Below are 17,383 nucleotides of genomic sequence, written 5' to 3' on the forward strand. Positions count from 1 at the left end.
ATCCTCAAGGGTTCTTTGTAAATTCAGCCAAATCTCCGCTACTTATGTACATATCAAATCTCTATATACTTCAAGGGATTTAAGTTTTTTGAGCCAAATTTCCGCTCTTTTCTCATCTATTTACCGACTAAATCTGCAATGATATAATAACTTCTAGGTTAAGAAATCGACCAATTATTTCCTTTTACATAATTAAGTACTTTATAAAAATACATTAAACTTCAATATAGTGAATGATATGAAGATATTCGTCAGTGCATTGTCTCAAAAAGCGATTAATTTCGAATTTTTGCTAAATCCAATGCTGAATTTTGAAACAATTTCTACCAAAGAAAAGAACCCAACCTTTTAAAGTCTAAAAGTGTCGAGTTTGGCGACCAGCACTTATAAGACTTGGAGAGAAAAGTCGGGATCTTGGTTTTGCTTTATGAAACTGTGACTCAATTATATCACGGGTTGAATAAAAGAGAAAGCCGAGGCCCTTATTTTTCTATGCCTTTTTGGGTTGGATTAAGGAGAGGCTACTTATGAAACATCACCCTGATTTATTTGATGCAAGAACCCTTCAAAATGATACTCGTCTTCTCTTTAAACTCAAACTACTCCTAGGAACAGTTTGTGCTTATGGAGGCGAAATCCCTCTTTCCAAATCAGAAATCGCTAAAAGAATGAAAACATCCGGATACCGGATCAACGTTCTTCTCCAAAAATTAGTTTGTGAAGGTATTGTTCATTCTGATGACAATGGCAAACTATTCTTCAATAAATTTATTTTTATTCAAGAGAAGGAGTCTACTAATAAAGAAGACTTATACTCTAAAAATTTCAACTTCTTCAATTCCGATGAATTTCTAAGTGAAGAACGCAATGTGCAGCGTCTTGTTCTCCATTATGTGGGTAAAGAGTTGGTTTATATCCCTGGGAATTTCAGATGGGGTTATATTAGTGATCTTTATGGTCCTTTAGGGCTGTTAAATATACGTACTAGAAAAGAAGCTTTACGCATTTTAGAGAAAGCTTCCAAATATTTAAAAATGAAAATCTATAACGATAACTTTCAAGTACTAAGCGTTCATCAGGAATGGTTAGATATGGGCGAAGTGTATTCTGAAGGTGCTGAGCTGTGGGTTTTAAAACAGCTTAAAAAGCATCGTTTTTGCTGTGACTTTCTATCTCGTAAAGCAGTATGGCAAATAGCTAAAGTAATGGAAGATTACTATGCAAAATTTGGCTATGAGTATGCAACAGAAATTTTTGATACGGCTCTTTTCAATATTCAAAAAGACAAAATGCGTTCTCATAATTTTTTCAAGATGATTTATAAGGAAGAAAATGAGTTCACCGTGAATGAAGAGAAAAATGAACTGGATGAAATAAGTGCTTACTTTCGAGCAGTTATGGAATCGGCTGAAATCAATTATGCAGTACAATTATCCATTGATCTAGAAGGGATCAACAATAAGAAAAAAGCAGCTGAGAGTAATCTATTTGAAGATGGTAAACTTTCACAAAAGAACAATGAAATTGTGGAAGAAGCTAGCAAGCAGCGTGAAAGCATTATCAATAGACTTAACCATATTCACTATTGCTGGTTAAGTAGAGTTCATCAGGATCCTGAGTGGTTTATAGAGAATTACTACCGTATTAAATCTCTTCCAGCGCCTATTTTAGAAATAAAACAAGAGATTGAAAGACTGATAGCGGCTAAAAATAAAAAAGACCGACGTTATGCTATCTAGTTTTTAAAATCTTATCTAAGTAGGCTTTTTCCTGTGTCTTTTTCTAGCTTCCTTGTTAAAAGCACACATACATTACGCAGTGGGATTCTACTACATAGAAGCGACTGCTTTTTGGTGTGTCGTTTTTTTACTATCGCTATCCTACTTTATATGTTTAGCAAGCTTAAGAGTAGCATCCAGAAGGGGAGGATATGATCTACTAGTAATTATTCTATCCAGTAAAAGGTTTTTTTAATCATAATGTTGTGGATAACTATTTTTATATCGTGGCTATTTTAATTTTGTTTGTTCATTACTACTTCTTATACTGTTTATTACTAGACTATGATTATGAATAATCTGTTCATTCTTAGGGAATAAGCTTATTTCTATGTGTAAGCTTCTAATAGGGGAGTGTTTAAACAAAGTATCTTTCTTTTTCTTATTCTTCGGAATCGTAGGAACCCAGTCATACCAAGGGTTTTTTAGCAATTTTTTATGCTCTAAAAAGGTATTAACTAAATGTTTTGACTTATGATATTAAAGAAAGGTTTTAAGAAATGATTTTAAGAAATGGTGTTGTAGAATAGTTTTAATGATGCTTATTCTCCACCTATAAAATATATATTTCAAAGGGATTCGAATATGAAAGGCATAAAAGAGAGTCATGCTGAATCATATAGACTGAAGTTGCTTTTGGTGGAATCACAGCATGACTAAACTCATAATCGTACGTAATCCACTAGTAATATAGTTTCGTTTAGAACAGATCAACCGTAAAGACCGGTAGAAACATAAGAAGCGCTCTAGCAAGAGGAAGAGAAGCGAGGAAGCAAATATTAGATCTAGATAGTAAGTTGCATAGGCAGCTTATAAGATATGCCGAGTAGAAAGTGATTACCCTTAAAGATATCAGAATTAGGATTAACACTATAAGGTATAGATGACTAATACATATAACAATAGGCATTAGTATTTTATATGATAAAAAACAAAAAACCTCTTCTCAGAGGTCACCATTAGCTTTTTGGGAAATTTTCTTAATATTCTTATAACGACGAAATGCAAGTAAGAGTGAGGTTAGAGTACACATGATTGAAACAAAAAAATCTTGAGCTTTAATTAGGTCTTCAATCAGCGAAGAGGTTCCAAGGAAGAACAGGGTTAATATCATGATGTCATCAAATGTAGGTTTCATATTTAAAAATTTCTTATATGACCAATTAATAATTAAGCTACTAATGATACCAAAGCCAATTACCCAATAGAAAAACATCGATACACCTCCAAAATTAAACCAAATATTCGGCTGAATGAAATATTACATAAGTTTTTGAATTGCCACTCTCATAAATATCATCCCAATAAAAATCTTTCTCAATCTCATCAATTAAATTCCTATCTGTTGTGTAGTAATGTTCTTCAGGCATAAGAACAATAGCTATAAGGTTTTCGTTGAATAGTTTCAATAATGGTCTGATAAATTTCTCGCCTGAATTAATGGCTTTGATTTCATTTAATATAATAAAGAACGAATCGTGCGCTAAAAGCTGAGGAGAGTCATCATAATTTACAAATTCAGATAGTTTAATGAATAATTGATTTTGAGATGAAGAAATGATCGTAATTTCTAGAGACATATTCTGCAGATTATAACTGATTAGAGATGTTGGATCGACTGACTTCACTTTATTTGTAAAATCTTCTTTTGATTTATAGACACGTTGAATATTCATAAGATGACAACCTCTTCCTTATCATTCTCTTTACTATAACCTGAACCTTGGTAATGCTATAGGCCCCTTTTCCTAAATCTACTTATGAGCTTTAAATTTCTTATGCTTCAGTTAAATATAAAACAGCAAGTTTCCAGTACATTTCAGTTTGTGGTCCTGACATTGATAGCATCATCCTTGGTTATCTATTCTAATAATTTTAATATGTAGACGATTATTTACATCTGCATATAGAATATACATCGCTTTTAACTGGTACAATCATTTAAACCCGCTCTATAGCTGCTAGAATGCCTAAGTATATCCAAGCAATTATACGTATGAACACACCGCATTAGTCGTCAAAAAGTTCGAGTTACTATAAACGAATACAATTGTCTGATTAGATGCTGGCCCATATACGTATTTAAATAGTATGGGTCAAACTTAAAAACCCGTAAGAGGTCGCTTTTTTAAAAGTGTCCATTCTTACGGGTTATAGCTAATCTCTTACGTAAATATTAGTTCAACAAAAACAGCATTATTCTATATGTCAAAGTCAAAACTTTCAATTTGCCATCGTCCACCGTTATCTATGAATTCTAAATTTACAACTTGGAGAAATTCTTTAAATTCTACATCTACGTCTTCATTATATTCATAGTATTCTGCTATGAATAGGATATATGTATTATCTTTACTATCATAATGATAACCTCGGTATTCCAAACCAATTAACGTCTTTTCTTTATCAAATATGGAGTTATCAATATCATTCTCATCAATTAATAGTAGTTCATTATCTTTTTCTATAAGGCTGAACTTTTCTGGTAACAAACCTTGGAGAGTAGAATAATCTCCTGTTGTTTGGGCTTTAATAAAATCCATTGAGATATTACTTATAGAAATAATATCTTCTCTTTCTTTATTTAGATCGTTAATCTGTACATTGAGTTGGCTTATTTTTTGTTTTAATTGTTCTATATTTTCCTCTTTCTCATTTATTTCTTCAGTGAATTTTAATTTCTCTTCTGTTAGCTGGCTTTCATATAAATCTGCTTTCTGAGAACAAGCTGTAAGTAGTGTTAAACTGCAAATAACTAATAATAATAATTTTTTCACGATTTTCCCCCAATATATAATTTGTTCTTTTCGCACTAATTAATGAGTTTAGTCAGAGAATTTCTTATTTAACTAACGTATCTAGTGAGCTTAAGTATTCTACATTAAATATATATAGGGTGCAAGAATGGAGTTCTAAGTAATTTGCAATTTAGTAAACGTTAATAACGTTACAAGTCGTTGACTTAAGTCAACGACTTGTACAAGACTTGTAGTAATACAGAAACTGTTTTGTTGATTTCCTACGAAAGAAATGAAACCAAAAGTGTCTTCAGATATACGAAAACTAGATTTAGAAATACTATCCAAGTTGTAGAAAAAATAATCATCATTATGCAATAAGTCATAGTATATCTACAAAATAAGACGGTTTGAAGTAACTTTGTCAGATGTTTGTTTATTTTGGTTTAATCTTTCCTCGTATTTCTGCTGTTTACTTCTCTGCCTATAAACACGTTCCTCAATAACTTCGATGACCTGATGATTTAAATGATCTTTGCATCCAACACAGTACCCTCCTTACGAAACAAGAGTAGTTAATCTTTGTTCCTATATTTAGTAGGGGTGTTTTTTGAGATGAAATCAGAGAATATTTTAAATAATTCTTCGCGCTGTTTTATAGTTAAATGTTCAATTCCAAAATACTTCTCCGCTAAAGCACCGGTCTGTATTAAACGATTTGCTCTTTGTTTTCTTTCTTTTTCAGAGCTTAGCTTCATTAATCGGTGTTGTCTCTCTTTTAGCTGCTGGATTTTTAGATCGATGTCTGTTATGGGTGTCTTCTTTGTTTCATCATGACTCATCCTAAGCACTCGTTGAACCTGCTTGGCTATAGATACTTTCGTCAGTCAAATCCTCCTTTAAACCTTTATTATTTCCCCCCATGTTCCTAAATGCATTTTTAGCCTCAGATTGAAACTGATCTATCAATTTTTTTGCCTGCTCTATATCCTCTACTTCCCATGAATCCATTACATATTCCCCGATCTCCCTTTGGGCCTGCTCTATGATCTTCTTCTGTTTTTCTCTTAGTTCCTTGATTTGTTCTTCTAGTTTTTGTACTTGTCCTAACTTACTTTTCTTCGCCATTTTCATTTCCTCCTCATGAGTAACAATCGATTTATTGATCCTTATTTTACTGGTAAAAGAGAAGAAAGTCTACTAATAAATGGTAATTTGTGATACGATAGGTCACAAGAGCGAAGCGAGAGTGCCCATTTATACCCCTACGATGCAGGGAATGGGACTCGCCTTCTGCTCGATCTCATTCACTAACCGTGAATGACTTTCCCTTAGGAAAGTAAATTTACCTAACGGCAAATAACCCGCAGGGGCTTTTGGAAGGTGGTGAAGACATGGGTTACTTTTACTTTAGCTCACAAATCTTAAACCGAGCGAGTCATTCCGCTGTCGCGGCCGCAGCTTATCGCAGCGGAGAGACTCTCTATTCAGAGCGCGATGGATTGACTAAAAACTATGGTGAAAGAATTGTCCAGCCGCAGTGCTTTATTTTAAAACCAAAGCATGCTCCTGATTGGGTTATGGACCGGGAACGTCTATGGAACGAAGTTGAGAAAATTGAGAAACAAAAGAATGCACAAATGGTTAGGGAGATTCGCTTAGCCCTTCCTACTGTGTTAAATGAGGAAGATCAAAAGGAGTTGCTTCTCGAATTTTGTAAAAGGAATTTTTCAGATGAAGGTATGGTAGCAGATATTGCAATTCATAGAGACAAAGAAAAGAATCCCCATGCCCATGTCATGCTAACTATGCGCCCTTTTAATGAAGATGGTTCTTGGGGGAACAAGCGTAAAAAGATTAACCAGGAAGTCGGTGGGGTGATCAAAAAGGTAAGTGTTCACCTTACAGATTGGAATGAGAAAGAAACGTTGTCTCGCTGGCGTAAAAATTATGCAGAAGTAATTAATGAGAAGCTGAACATACGCGGTATAGATGATCAGGTTTCTCATGAGAGTTATAAGAAGCAGGGCCTTGAACGGATTCCTGAGATAAGGCTGGAGAGGACAGCTTATCGTTATGAAATGCAGTTAAAAGATAAAGCAGCTAGAAACAAAACTCCATATGAACCTGCCACTTTTTACGGAAAAATTAATGAAGAAATAAGGCAACTGAATGCACAACTCGGTAAACTGAGTGATGATAGAAGGAAACAAGTTATCTCGATTTCTGAGTACCAAAACGAAAAAACACTTAAAGAGCAAATCAAGCTGGTTCGCACAAGCAGACAGCTTAGTGTAGAAGAAAAATCAGCTTTACAGATGGTTGCCCAAAGATCTAAAAGCTATGTAGATTTCAGAATTGCTAAGCATATTAAAGATGAAATTGAACAAGGAAGCTGGAAGAAAAAAATTGAAAGTGATAGAGTGAAAATCCTCTCAGAAAAAAATCTCCTCAGTAAAGCGTACAAAGCGTTTCAGGAAGACCCAAAACAGGTACTGAAATTTGGTTTCAAACCTACTCATTTTTTAGCTCAGATGAAAGATAAAGTTGCTAGCATAAAAGTAATGGAACAAAAAAATAGTGAAGATCTAAGGAAATACAGCTTACTGCTAGATAAATCTGTAAAAGCATTAGAGGTGCAGAGAGAACTGACGGAAAAAGAATTTTTAGTTTTGTATCAAATGAATTCTAAGATTCCCATAGATGAGATGTACCATGCAGTTCAGTATTTTAAGGATACTAATCAGGTTTTAAACAAAGAAGAGATACCTAAGTATGCCAAGTCTAAGCAAAATGAGATTCATAAAAATGTACCTTCTCTTTCCGATCAAACTAAAAATATCTCAAAGAGTATTTTCATTTTAGATCGCGCAATTCAAAAACAAAGAAAAGTAATCCTAAATTCTCTACAAGAACAAAAGTATGATCTTGTTTATGAGGCAAATAAAAAAGTAGAGCAGTATAAAATCCAAAGAGAGAGACACGAAAAAGACCTAGCTGGTAATGTTGAGCTGATTAAAGTGGAGTTACAAAGTCATTATTCGGATTCCCTTGAATCAATTAAAAATGCTGAAGTGATATTGCAGCTTAAAGACCGTCATGAGAAGGGTCTTAGTACAGGAAGAGTTGATCAAGATTTGCATCTTATCATCAGCAAATTTGAAAAGGAAAATGCGGATACTTCAGATCAAACCTTAACGCCAGAGAAGCAAATAGAAAAAACATATTCGCAAAATATTGTTTCTGGATTACTTCAGGTTTTAGATCAGGTAGAGCGGGCAAACAAAAATAAAAAACGTGGAAAAGATCCAACGGAGAAAAAGCAACGCAGAAGATATAGAGGTCAGCATTTGGATCATTAAGGGGGAAATATGGTATTTAAGAAAAAAGCATGGAAACCCATTTTTGTAAGTATTCTTTTAAGCCTAATATTTTCATATCTGCTCATGGTTGGCTTTTATTTTATTGGTCCAGGGGGGGATATTACAGAACTCATATTAGATCCATCTACCGTTATTCCATTTAGCTATACGCAGGAAAATTTGAAAGTGATATTCTCTTTTACACCGTTCATTATCTTAGGTGCGCTGCTTTACAGTATGAAGACGTCAATTTTAGTTCCAAAACTTATTGATGCCAGTGATTTTGGACTCCACGGGACATCAAAGTGGGGACAGCCATCTGATGTTATTAATGGAAAAACCTTTTCAAAAAGAAATTCATATCAGAGTGATCCGATGAGTGCGTTTAAGATGGAACCGGGAATTATTTTGGGTAAAGTCCCAAGTAAAAAAGAACTTATTATCATGCCCAAAGGGACCAATGTTGATAATCGTAACGTCCTTGTAATTGGTTCATCCGGTTCAGGGAAAGGGCAAGCGTATGTGTTTCCTAACATGCTAAATCATATAGATGAAACCATTATAGTAACAGATCCTAAAGGGGGCGCGACACGTTCCTAAGTGAAAAGCTTAGGCATTGTCGAACTTATACAGTTCACAGTGAACTGTTATTCCGAGAAGTCAAAAGATAGGGTAACGCCTTGAAGGGCTTCCTTTAATCCTCCGACTTGCGAAGACGGTTAGCAAGAACCAATTCGTAAGAAGCTCGGTGAAGTCGGCTGAGAGTCGCCGTAGACACCTAACGGTGTCCGAAAGTCCTCAGAGGTGAGAGATGCGACCTATAAGCCGGAAGTCTACAAAATACCTATGGTTAGGATGCATGATAAGCCTAAAGCGATTGAGGGTAAAATGCGGACGAATCTCTGATTGTACGGGTCTATATCGGGAGGGAGTCGAAAGGCTCTCGGACACAAATATGTGTCGCTACTGTGGATTAGTAAAACTCTCCTTTATGAAAATCCATACATTGTTACAGGCAATGTCAAGGTAGCAGGCTCATAGGGGAAACCTAACGGTATATGCATAGATAGGAATAACGGAACGTGGGAAACTGCCAACGTAGAGGACTTGCATTCCGATGATACGGTTCCGAGGAAAGCCTTGAGGATACTACTCAATGGTATAACTCGAATTTATGGCAGTGAAAGTGGTGGCACAGTACCGATGAAGCGTGTAACGAACGTGGAGGGATAGCCACTAGTCGATTGAAGATTGACAGTTACTGACTTGGTTCACATGGTTTCATGTAAGACTAAGAGATGTAATTCTCCAGATAGGATAGGAGGTTACAGCCCATGTTGAAGAAACCCAAGCTGAGATACAACGAATATTACGACATGCAGAAAGTGTATGACGGCCTATATTCCGACAGTCTCAATGGTAACAATTTCTACAAGTTAACAAATATCATTGGTTCAGAGCAAAATATACGGTTAGCTTATCGAAACATCAAAACCAACAAGGGAAGCAAAACGGCAGGTACCGACGGTCTAACAATCAAAGACATCTGGCACCTTAACGACCTTGAAATTGTTCATGAGGTCAGAAAACGATTGAACAACTACCTGCCCAAACCTGTTAAAAGAGTTCTTATTCCTAAAGAAGGATCTGATAAGAAACGGCCTCTAGGCATTCCAACAATCTGGGATCGGCTAGTACAACAGGCGATCAGACAAGTCCTTGAGCCCATTTGTGAAGCAAAATTCCATTCTCATAGTTATGGCTTTCGCCCAAATAGAAGCACGCATCATGCGCTCAGCAGAATGGTAAGTCTCATCAACATGGGTCGCGCTCATTATTGCGTGGATATTGATATTAAGGGCTTCTTTGATAACGTGGATCATGGAAAACTGCTTAAACAAATATGGACTTTAGGAATAAGAGATAAATCCTTGATCTGTATTGTATCTAAGATACTGAAGTCCGAAATCCAGGGGATAGGAATACCATCCAAGGGAACTCCGCAGGGAGGTATCATATCACCGCTTCTCTCAAACATCGTTCTTAATGAACTGGATTGGTGGATTAGTGACCAATGGGAAACTTACCAGCCAACAAGAAGGAGCAGGAATGGATTCGCTCAGTATGCTAGAGATTATACGGATTTAAAATCAGGATACATTGTCCGTTATGCAGATGACTTCAAGATCATGTGCCGTACATACCAAGAGGCTAAACGCTTCTATTTTGCGACGGTCGACTTTCTTAAATCCCGACTGGGATTAGAGGTCAATGAGGAGAAGTCCAGCGTGGTTAATCTCAAAAAGAATTCCTCTGACTTTCTAGGATTCAAGGTGAAAATCACTCAGCAAAATAAAAGTAAATATGGCTTCTCAGCCAAGACTTCTATGAGTGACAAAGCTATTGCTAAAACCAAAAGAATCCTAAAGGCGAAAGTCAAAGAAATACAGGCTGAACCCGTAGCAGACAATGTCCATAGATTCAACACAACCCTTGTTGGGATTCAGAATTACTACAGAGTAGCAACAACCGTATATATGGACTTAACAGAAGTGAATTACACTCTTCTTAAGACCATAAAGGCTAGACTCAGAAATAAAAGTATAATAGTGAGCTTTAAATCAACTAGTGAAAATTTCAAGAAGAAAACAAGAGGTATCCATCCGGATTCCAAAATCTATAGCGTACAACAGACGCCGATGCTCCCTGTTACAGGTGTTCACCATAAAAATCCCTGGAATTTTAGTCAAGACACCTGTGACTATACTGCCTTCGGCAGAGCTAAGATCCATAGGAATCTACAGGCGATACCGAAAGATGTGCTCCATCAAGTGATGATGACCTACTCCAAAAACAGGAGTATTGAGTACAACGATAATCGGATATCCAAATACATTGCCCAGTATGGAAGATGCTTCATTACAAAAGAACCCATTGGTATTGATCGAGTACATTGTCACCATATAACTCCCATCCATCAAGGAGGGACAGACAAATATTCGAACCTTGTCATTATTGATAGCTTCATTCACAGACTGTTACACATTACAAATGAAGACAAGATAAACAAATACCTACTATATTTCTCTCTTGAAAAATCGCAGTTGATTAAGCTTAACTATTTACGAGCTGCCTTAGATAATGAACCAATAACAAGTTAACTTTCAGTCAATTGGAAACGATGGAACGCCGTATGCGCGGAAACGCGCACGTACGGTGTGAAGTGGGGGAAAAGACGGAGATTATTTCAAACTCTTACCTATCACTATAGATTTATGAAGCTACCCACCAGCTCAAACGAGATCAAGGGTATAACGTATATCAAATCGACTTCGTAAACTTTTCTGAAGATGTGGGCTATAATCCGCTGGATTATGTAGAAGATGACGAGGATGCACGTGCCGTGGCAAATACCATCGCATCGAATGCGGTTGATGATGGTAAACGGGATTTTTGGAGTGAATCTGCTATCGCATATTTTGCTGCAATCATTCTGTACATCAAAACAGAATATGGTACTGAGGCAACAATGACTCATGTAGTGCATTTCACAGCGAAAGCTGGGAAGAACGAAGAATTCCTTGAACAGCTACTTGAAAATTTGCCAAAAGACCATCCAGCATATGACATGTTTACGCTTGCTAATATGAGCGCTGGAAATACCAGAACCGGAATTATGTCAACCTTGGCACAGCAGATCGGAATCTTTGCCATGCATAAGATAGCTAAATTTACATCAAAAAGTGCATTTAACTTTAGGGATCTACAGCAGAAGAAAACGATTCTCTATATCAAAGTACGTATGAAGAGTAATCCATTTAAGCAGCTTACGGCTATTTTTATGGAACAGCTTATCGATACATTTTATAATATCGCAGACGAAAACCATTCACGACTTCCGATTGATTCCATTTTTTTACTAGATGAATTTGCAAACATTGGGAGAATCAATGGGTATCCAAATATTCTGGCCACTTGCCGCGGACTCGGGATGTCTTTGCACACAGTTATTCAAGATATCGGGCAATTAGAAGATAAACGTATGTATGGTCCAGACATGGCACGTTCTATTATTAACAACCATGATACTACGCTGTTTCTTCGCACCAAGGATACAAAGACTGCTAAGTATTTTAGTGATGTTGCGGGGGAGACAACGATTAAACATAGACAGAGAAGCACATCATTTGGAGAAAAAAATGCATCAAAAAGTGTGTCAGAACAGTATGTAAAGCGGCCACTGATTACACAAGGGGAGCTGCTGAATGTAAATCCTGCAATATGCTATCTTTTCGTTAATGGATATTTTCCTTTAAAACTAGAGAAATCTTATCAATTTAAAATATACGGTGAGTTCTTATTTGGTAAGGATCGTAGGCCAAGTTATGAGCAGTTTTACAGAGAAAAATTCCTGAAAACATTTGGTAAGAGTCATAAGAAGGCAAATAAAGAAATTTCAGTAGCTTATACAGCTCAGAATACAGTTACAGAGGAATTACAAGAAGATGGTTATGACCGAGAATTAGAGGCCCAAATAATGGCTCTAGAAGCTGAAATGGAAGTCCCACAAGATGAAGAGCAGCATTATGTAGAAGAACTGGATGAGGGCGAAGAAATCTCAGAAGAAGAATTAAGTATGCTTTTAGGAAATGTTTCTGCAGAACCAAAGTTCAGAAATACGGAGGATCTTTGGAATGAAACTACCACTTCTGAACTGGATACCAAAAGTGATGAAGAAGTTCAGGCTGCTTTTCGGGAGCTAGAAGAAGCACTAAGCAAAATTGATGATAGTGATCCTGATGCAGATGCTTTAATGGATGTACTTAACGAGCTAACAGTAGAAACAGCTCCAGATCAAAAAGATAATGGAGAAAGAAAAGAGCTTAAAAATACAGATGATGAAGATGATCTACCTATGTAATGAAAGGAGAGATACTGATGAAATGCATCCGCTTCTTATAACAGAGTCTTTTGAATACAAGTACCACAGATAAAAGTATGATTTATAACAGAGAGGGGAAGCAGCATGTACTATCAATATTATGAGATCGTTGGTAGCGAAAAACCTATATATCTAGCTAAACCGGCTGGGTATCTAACCTATGAAGAAATTCCAAATGAAGATCTGCTGACCTATGAAGAAATCGCCTATCTCGAAAAAATAGAAAACGGGGTTAAATTATACGAACCTCTATACCTGAAAGAGGGTGAATAAAGTGCCTTTTCCTAAGTCTAAAGAGTATGAAGCGAAGATGGCTGAGGTACAAAAACAAGTGGACCAAGCCATAGATCGAATATTTAAAAATAATGAATTTCAGCATTTTCTAGAAGTAGCCTCTAAATTTCCGAAATATAGCTTAAATAACGTAGTGATGATATATTCTCAAAAACCCGATGCTACTATGGTGCAGGGATATAGAAGCTGGGAGGAGATGGGCAGACAGGTCCAGAAGGGAGAATCGGCTATTAAAATTTTTGCTCCTACATTTACGAAAATGGAGGTGACTAAAATAGATCCGGTTTCGCAGCGTCCGCAGCTTGATAACAAGGGAAAAGAGATTACGGAAAAGGTAGAGAAGATTACTGGTTTTAAGGGTGTGAATGTGTTTGACGTGAGCCAAACAAAGGGCAAGGAAATTGTTAATGTCCGGCAGTTCATTCGTGATGATATTAAAGACAGTAATGGAGCAGCTAAAATGTACCTTCAGCTTTCAGAGCACCTTGGTAAGAAAATGGATATAAGGGAAATGGCCGATGACTTTAAAGAAAATCCTAACGCTCGAGGTTATTATGACCGCGCGAACCATGCAATTCGGATTAACCCTGCTATCCCTAATTCAACACTGAAATTCAAAACATTAGTTCATGAGTATGCGCATTCGCAGCTTCACCGAATGGACAGCCCGTTAAAAGACCTACCAAGGGGACATAAGGAAGCACAGGCAGAAGCTACAGCGTTTATGGTTACAAAGTATTACGGTCTTGATACGGAGGCATATAGCGCCGGTTACATTGCAACTTGGACCAAGGATATGAAGCTAGCAAAACAAGCACTTGGGGAGATACAGAAAACAGCAAATAATATCATCAGGGAGATCGACCATCTGGATAGAGAACATATTCAAGAAGTCATAAAAAAGCAAACTCTCGACAGAACTATTTCATCTGGACAACCAAATCCTAATATAGATGCAGCTAGAGAAGTGGCTGCAGCGTCTACAGATAAAGATGAACAACAAACAAAAGAACATGAAAAATCTAGTGTAGTAGAAAAAAACTCAAAATCAGGACCAGAATTAGAACACTAACTATGTTTAACCAAATTGGTAATAACAAAGTCAACCGATGACTTATCGGTTGACTTTGTTATTTTCTTCGCTGTCTTTTATATATAAAGATTACAATACGACTTTTGTACTGGGCCTAATCCTGCACCCCATACGAAGTGCCATGAGTGCTGAGCGTGGACATTTTAAAGAAGATGTAGTGGGAATCACCAATTTTCAATAACTCAACTCATAGTATGCAATAATACTTTCTATAGTGTCTTCTCGCATAAACCAATTAGAATCTAATAAACTCTCATATACCTTAGCTTCTATTGAATTTAAATTTAAAAACTCCGCTGAAGATTTATCGCTTTCTAATTTTTCATGAACTGCTTCTAGACCTCCAGATAAGTAATCAGTAACAATACTTTTTACCCGTATCCTAAATATTCTACTAGCAGCCTTCCCATATCTCGTGTTTAATTCCAACTTCGAAAATTGACGCTCTAATCTACTTCGCAATATTGAACTTCCCATAGTACTATTTATATTAAATTTAAATGTTATAGGAAATGCCTCTACTACTTCCGCTTCTAACCAATTTATACTTGTAATATCTTCAAAATATGAATTTATCAACAATTTCTCTTCAGTATCATAAATTTCATCAGACTTATTAGTGTTACATTCTATACAACTTGGGATTAAATTAATTGGGGTTATTGCATAGTTAATATAGTTCGCCTTTGGGAGATAGTGATCTAATGTCGCGACATTTCCTATTAAACAATAAGGACAGATGCCATCATCGGCAAGTAACATTAATTCATCATAAATAACTCTCCCTATCCCATCACCGTCTTTTACTAAATAATCTTCATATGCTTCTTTCATAACATTTTTATCTACATATCTAATATAATTATCTAAATCTTCTCCAACAGATAAAATACTATCTAAATGATTTAACTTTACTTCTTGTAATTGTTCGAGAATTGAATTTTTGGTTTGAGTTGGATCAATAAAATCAATTAACTTATAGTCTCTTAATTTCTCTAATAATCTATTTTTGGCTATAGTATTAGGAAAATTAAAAAACTGTAGTACAGGAGTATCTCTAGGAATTTCTATTATTTGAGTGGGAACTATTTGATGTAGTTCATTTCCATCTTCATTTGCTACAAAATTATTATATTGAACTTCTTTTTCTATTAAGTCACTTTTTATTGATTTTATTCTACCAAGCCTAAACTTCCCAGCAGCACTTTGCCTATTAGCAAGTAACTCATCAAAAAAATCCGCGATTTTGATATTAGGTTTTGATAATTTATACATCATTAAAATCCTTTTCTAGTTCATTTAAATAACTTCTAACTATCGTTTTTGCATCTAAGCTTAACTGATAATCGAATTCTTCTAATACTTGATCATAATCTCGAAACTTTTCTGCAGCTTCTTTTAGAATTTTATGAAATCCTGTATTAAACACTTCTAAACCAAAAACTTCTTCAGTTAATATCCCTGTATTTTCACCAAAGGTTTCTATTTTAGGTCTTTCTATTTTAAATGCATTCCCATATTTACGAATAATAGATACAACTGATTTAGGCACTTCTTGTAGAACTACAGGAGAATGTGTAGCTACAATACCAACACCATTTTCAGCCTTTAGAAGTTCAGATAAACATCTTATATATGCTGATAACAACGGCGGATGTAAGTGCGTTTCTGGTTCGTCAATTAATACTAGTGTTTTTTCCACTAGCAACTCTACTATTTTAGAAATTGAAAGAAGAATAATTTTATGGCCCGAACTCAAATACTCAAATTTAGATACTATGTTTTCTGTACAGATTTGCATATCTTCTTTACTTCGTTTAGTTTTGAAATATTCCTCTAATATAGTAATAAAGCTCAATTTATTAAAATTATAATCCGCTTTATTTAATATCATAAACATTTGATGTAAATAGTATTGTTTTTTTCTAATCAGAATAGTTAATATAGATTCACTAAATTCTTCACTAATTTCAGTATCACTTTTTGTTTCACCCAAATTTTTTTTAAAACCTACATAGAAAAAAGAATCATTTTCATTTACTTCATTACTAGGGATTTTATCAAATACACTAAAAGAAATATAAACTAAATTAGCAAAATTATCTTGGAGTTTCCCATTTATATATTCATTCATAATTCCTTTCAAAACTGTAGTTTTACCAACACCATTTGTACCAATAACTGTGTGTAAATTTGTAGGTGGTAACGTTTCTGGTTTAACCTTAAAATGTAAATCTTTCTTTTTATTTCGATATTCTAAGGAAAATGTAAAATCAAAGTCTGTTAGTAATGCTCCGCCTCTTGCTATTCTCTTAAATTGATTCTCATAATTATATTTATTTACTTCCCTCATCAAAGAGACGGTTAATACTTCTTGTTCCGAATATTTTTCCATAAGCTCATCATTATACGCAATATCATTAATAGCCGTTAAAAAATCGATTCTTAAATCATCATCATTTAATTTTTTTATATTCTTGTAGTATTCCGCACTTTGCCCTAAAGAAAAAAAGTTACTAGGAAATTTTAGGATAACATTATTCTGACTAGCTGCTGATTGATTTAATAGTGTTCTAGTCTTTTCCTCTGTGGTTTGATTTTCAAAACCAATTTTCACATGTCCTATTTCAGTCTTTTTTAAATTTTTATCTACATGAATCAATTTCATAATGCATTGACTTAAAGAATTGCAGACTACTCCAATGCAATCGTAGTACATTTTAAATTTTATGAGGCTTTCGCTCTTTGTTGTTTGTTCACACGATCCACGACTAGCTTCATGCTGTTGTAAACTAAGGTTGCGAGGATAAAATGCAGCCTCGCTTTGGCTCCTGTTCGGTGTCTTACGTTATTTAATTGAAAGAACTCTTTCAGATATGCATTTACTCGTTCAACTGCGGATCTTCGCTTTGCGATTTGCTTCCATGAAACGCTGCCTCGTGCGGGCGCTACGTATTTTCTCAGATCCGTGGTTACTTTTACTTTATAAACTTTTTGGCATAGCGAGTCGTGTGCTAAGGGACAGCTTTCACATTCCTTCGGCCTTACGTATTTCAGTGTTTCATACTTGGAGTCGTAACTGTCGTAGCAGTAAGAATACTCCCTGACACATGTGGGTGCAAAATGCTCATCGAAGCCTTCCATCTCCGGTTCACGTCTACGGTTGTATGCAGTTA

General features: G+C 35.5%; 14 protein-coding genes. 7 read left to right on the forward strand and 7 right to left on the reverse strand.

What is annotated here, in order from left to right; genetic code table 11:
- The first annotated feature begins 527 nt into the window (after window positions 1-527).
- Window positions 528-1,739 (forward strand): hypothetical protein, encoded by a 1,212-nt coding sequence (locus GQY27_RS19215; RefSeq protein ID WP_160036874.1) that lies wholly within the window; start codon window positions 528-530, stop codon window positions 1,737-1,739.
- Window positions 1,740-3,010: 1,271 nt separating this feature from the next.
- Here the strand turns inward: GQY27_RS19215 and GQY27_RS19220 are convergent.
- The 4 genes from GQY27_RS19220 to GQY27_RS19235 all read right to left on the reverse strand — a co-directional run bounded on the left by GQY27_RS19220 (window position 3,011) and on the right by GQY27_RS19235 (window position 5,644).
- Entirely contained in the window at window positions 3,011-3,454 is a 444-nt protein-coding gene (locus GQY27_RS19220; protein WP_160036875.1) for a hypothetical protein, read from the reverse strand.
- 525 nt (window positions 3,455-3,979) lie between these two features.
- A complete protein-coding gene (locus GQY27_RS19225) occupies window positions 3,980-4,555 on the reverse strand; it encodes an LptM family lipoprotein (RefSeq protein WP_160036876.1) in 576 nt (191 codons plus the stop codon).
- 536 nt (window positions 4,556-5,091) lie between these two features.
- Window positions 5,092-5,358: a hypothetical protein gene (locus GQY27_RS19230; protein WP_160036877.1), complete on the reverse strand. Its 267-nt coding sequence runs from the start codon at window positions 5,356-5,358 to the stop codon at window positions 5,092-5,094.
- Between the two features lies 1 nt (window position 5,359).
- Window positions 5,360-5,644, reverse strand: coding sequence for a hypothetical protein (locus tag GQY27_RS19235; protein WP_160036878.1), 285 nt, complete (start codon window positions 5,642-5,644; stop codon window positions 5,360-5,362).
- A gap of 266 nt (window positions 5,645-5,910) precedes the next feature.
- On the opposite strand from GQY27_RS19235, the gene mobQ reads away from it, so the two are divergent.
- The 6 genes from mobQ (at window position 5,911) to GQY27_RS19265 (ending at window position 14,186) form a co-directional block, all read left to right on the forward strand.
- Complete coding sequence (gene mobQ / locus GQY27_RS19240; RefSeq protein ID WP_160036879.1) at window positions 5,911-7,878, forward strand: MobQ family relaxase; 1,968 nt, start codon at window positions 5,911-5,913, stop codon at window positions 7,876-7,878.
- Between the two features lie 9 nt (window positions 7,879-7,887).
- Window positions 7,888-8,478 carry a type IV secretory system conjugative DNA transfer family protein gene (locus tag GQY27_RS19245; RefSeq protein WP_160036880.1) on the forward strand — a complete coding sequence of 197 codons (591 nt, stop codon included), beginning with the start codon at window positions 7,888-7,890 and terminating at the stop codon, window positions 8,476-8,478.
- Window positions 8,479-9,212: 734 nt separating this feature from the next.
- Window positions 9,213-11,039 (forward strand): group II intron reverse transcriptase/maturase, encoded by a 1,827-nt coding sequence (gene ltrA / locus GQY27_RS19250; protein ID WP_160036881.1) that lies wholly within the window; start codon window positions 9,213-9,215, stop codon window positions 11,037-11,039.
- 110 nt (window positions 11,040-11,149) lie between these two features.
- A complete protein-coding gene (locus GQY27_RS19255) occupies window positions 11,150-12,799 on the forward strand; it encodes a VirD4-like conjugal transfer protein, CD1115 family (RefSeq protein WP_160036888.1) in 1,650 nt (549 codons plus the stop codon).
- A gap of 105 nt (window positions 12,800-12,904) precedes the next feature.
- Entirely contained in the window at window positions 12,905-13,093 is a 189-nt protein-coding gene (locus GQY27_RS19260; protein ID WP_160036882.1) for a hypothetical protein, read from the forward strand.
- A 1-nt stretch (window position 13,094) separates the two neighbouring features.
- Window positions 13,095-14,186: an ArdC family protein gene (locus GQY27_RS19265; RefSeq protein ID WP_160036883.1), complete on the forward strand. Its 1,092-nt coding sequence runs from the start codon at window positions 13,095-13,097 to the stop codon at window positions 14,184-14,186.
- 195 nt (window positions 14,187-14,381) lie between these two features.
- Here the strand turns inward: GQY27_RS19265 and GQY27_RS19270 are convergent, their stop codons facing one another.
- From GQY27_RS19270 to GQY27_RS19280, 3 genes are all read right to left on the reverse strand, one after another.
- Complete coding sequence (locus GQY27_RS19270) at window positions 14,382-15,485, reverse strand: HNH endonuclease (RefSeq protein WP_160036884.1); 1,104 nt, start codon at window positions 15,483-15,485, stop codon at window positions 14,382-14,384.
- The gene (locus GQY27_RS19275; protein ID WP_160036885.1) at window positions 15,475-16,875 is read right to left on the reverse strand and encodes an AAA family ATPase; all 1,401 of its coding nucleotides are present in this window, start codon (window positions 16,873-16,875) and stop codon (window positions 15,475-15,477) included. Before GQY27_RS19275 ends, GQY27_RS19270 begins: the two co-directional genes overlap by 11 nt.
- Before the next feature lie 59 nt (window positions 16,876-16,934).
- On the reverse strand, window positions 16,935-17,383 hold a 449-nt coding region (locus GQY27_RS19280), incomplete at its 5' end, for a transposase (RefSeq protein WP_160036886.1).

Source organism: Paenibacillus sp. An7 (assembly GCF_009870785.1).
In the GTDB taxonomy this organism is placed as follows: domain Bacteria; phylum Bacillota; class Bacilli; order Paenibacillales; family Paenibacillaceae; genus Paenibacillus.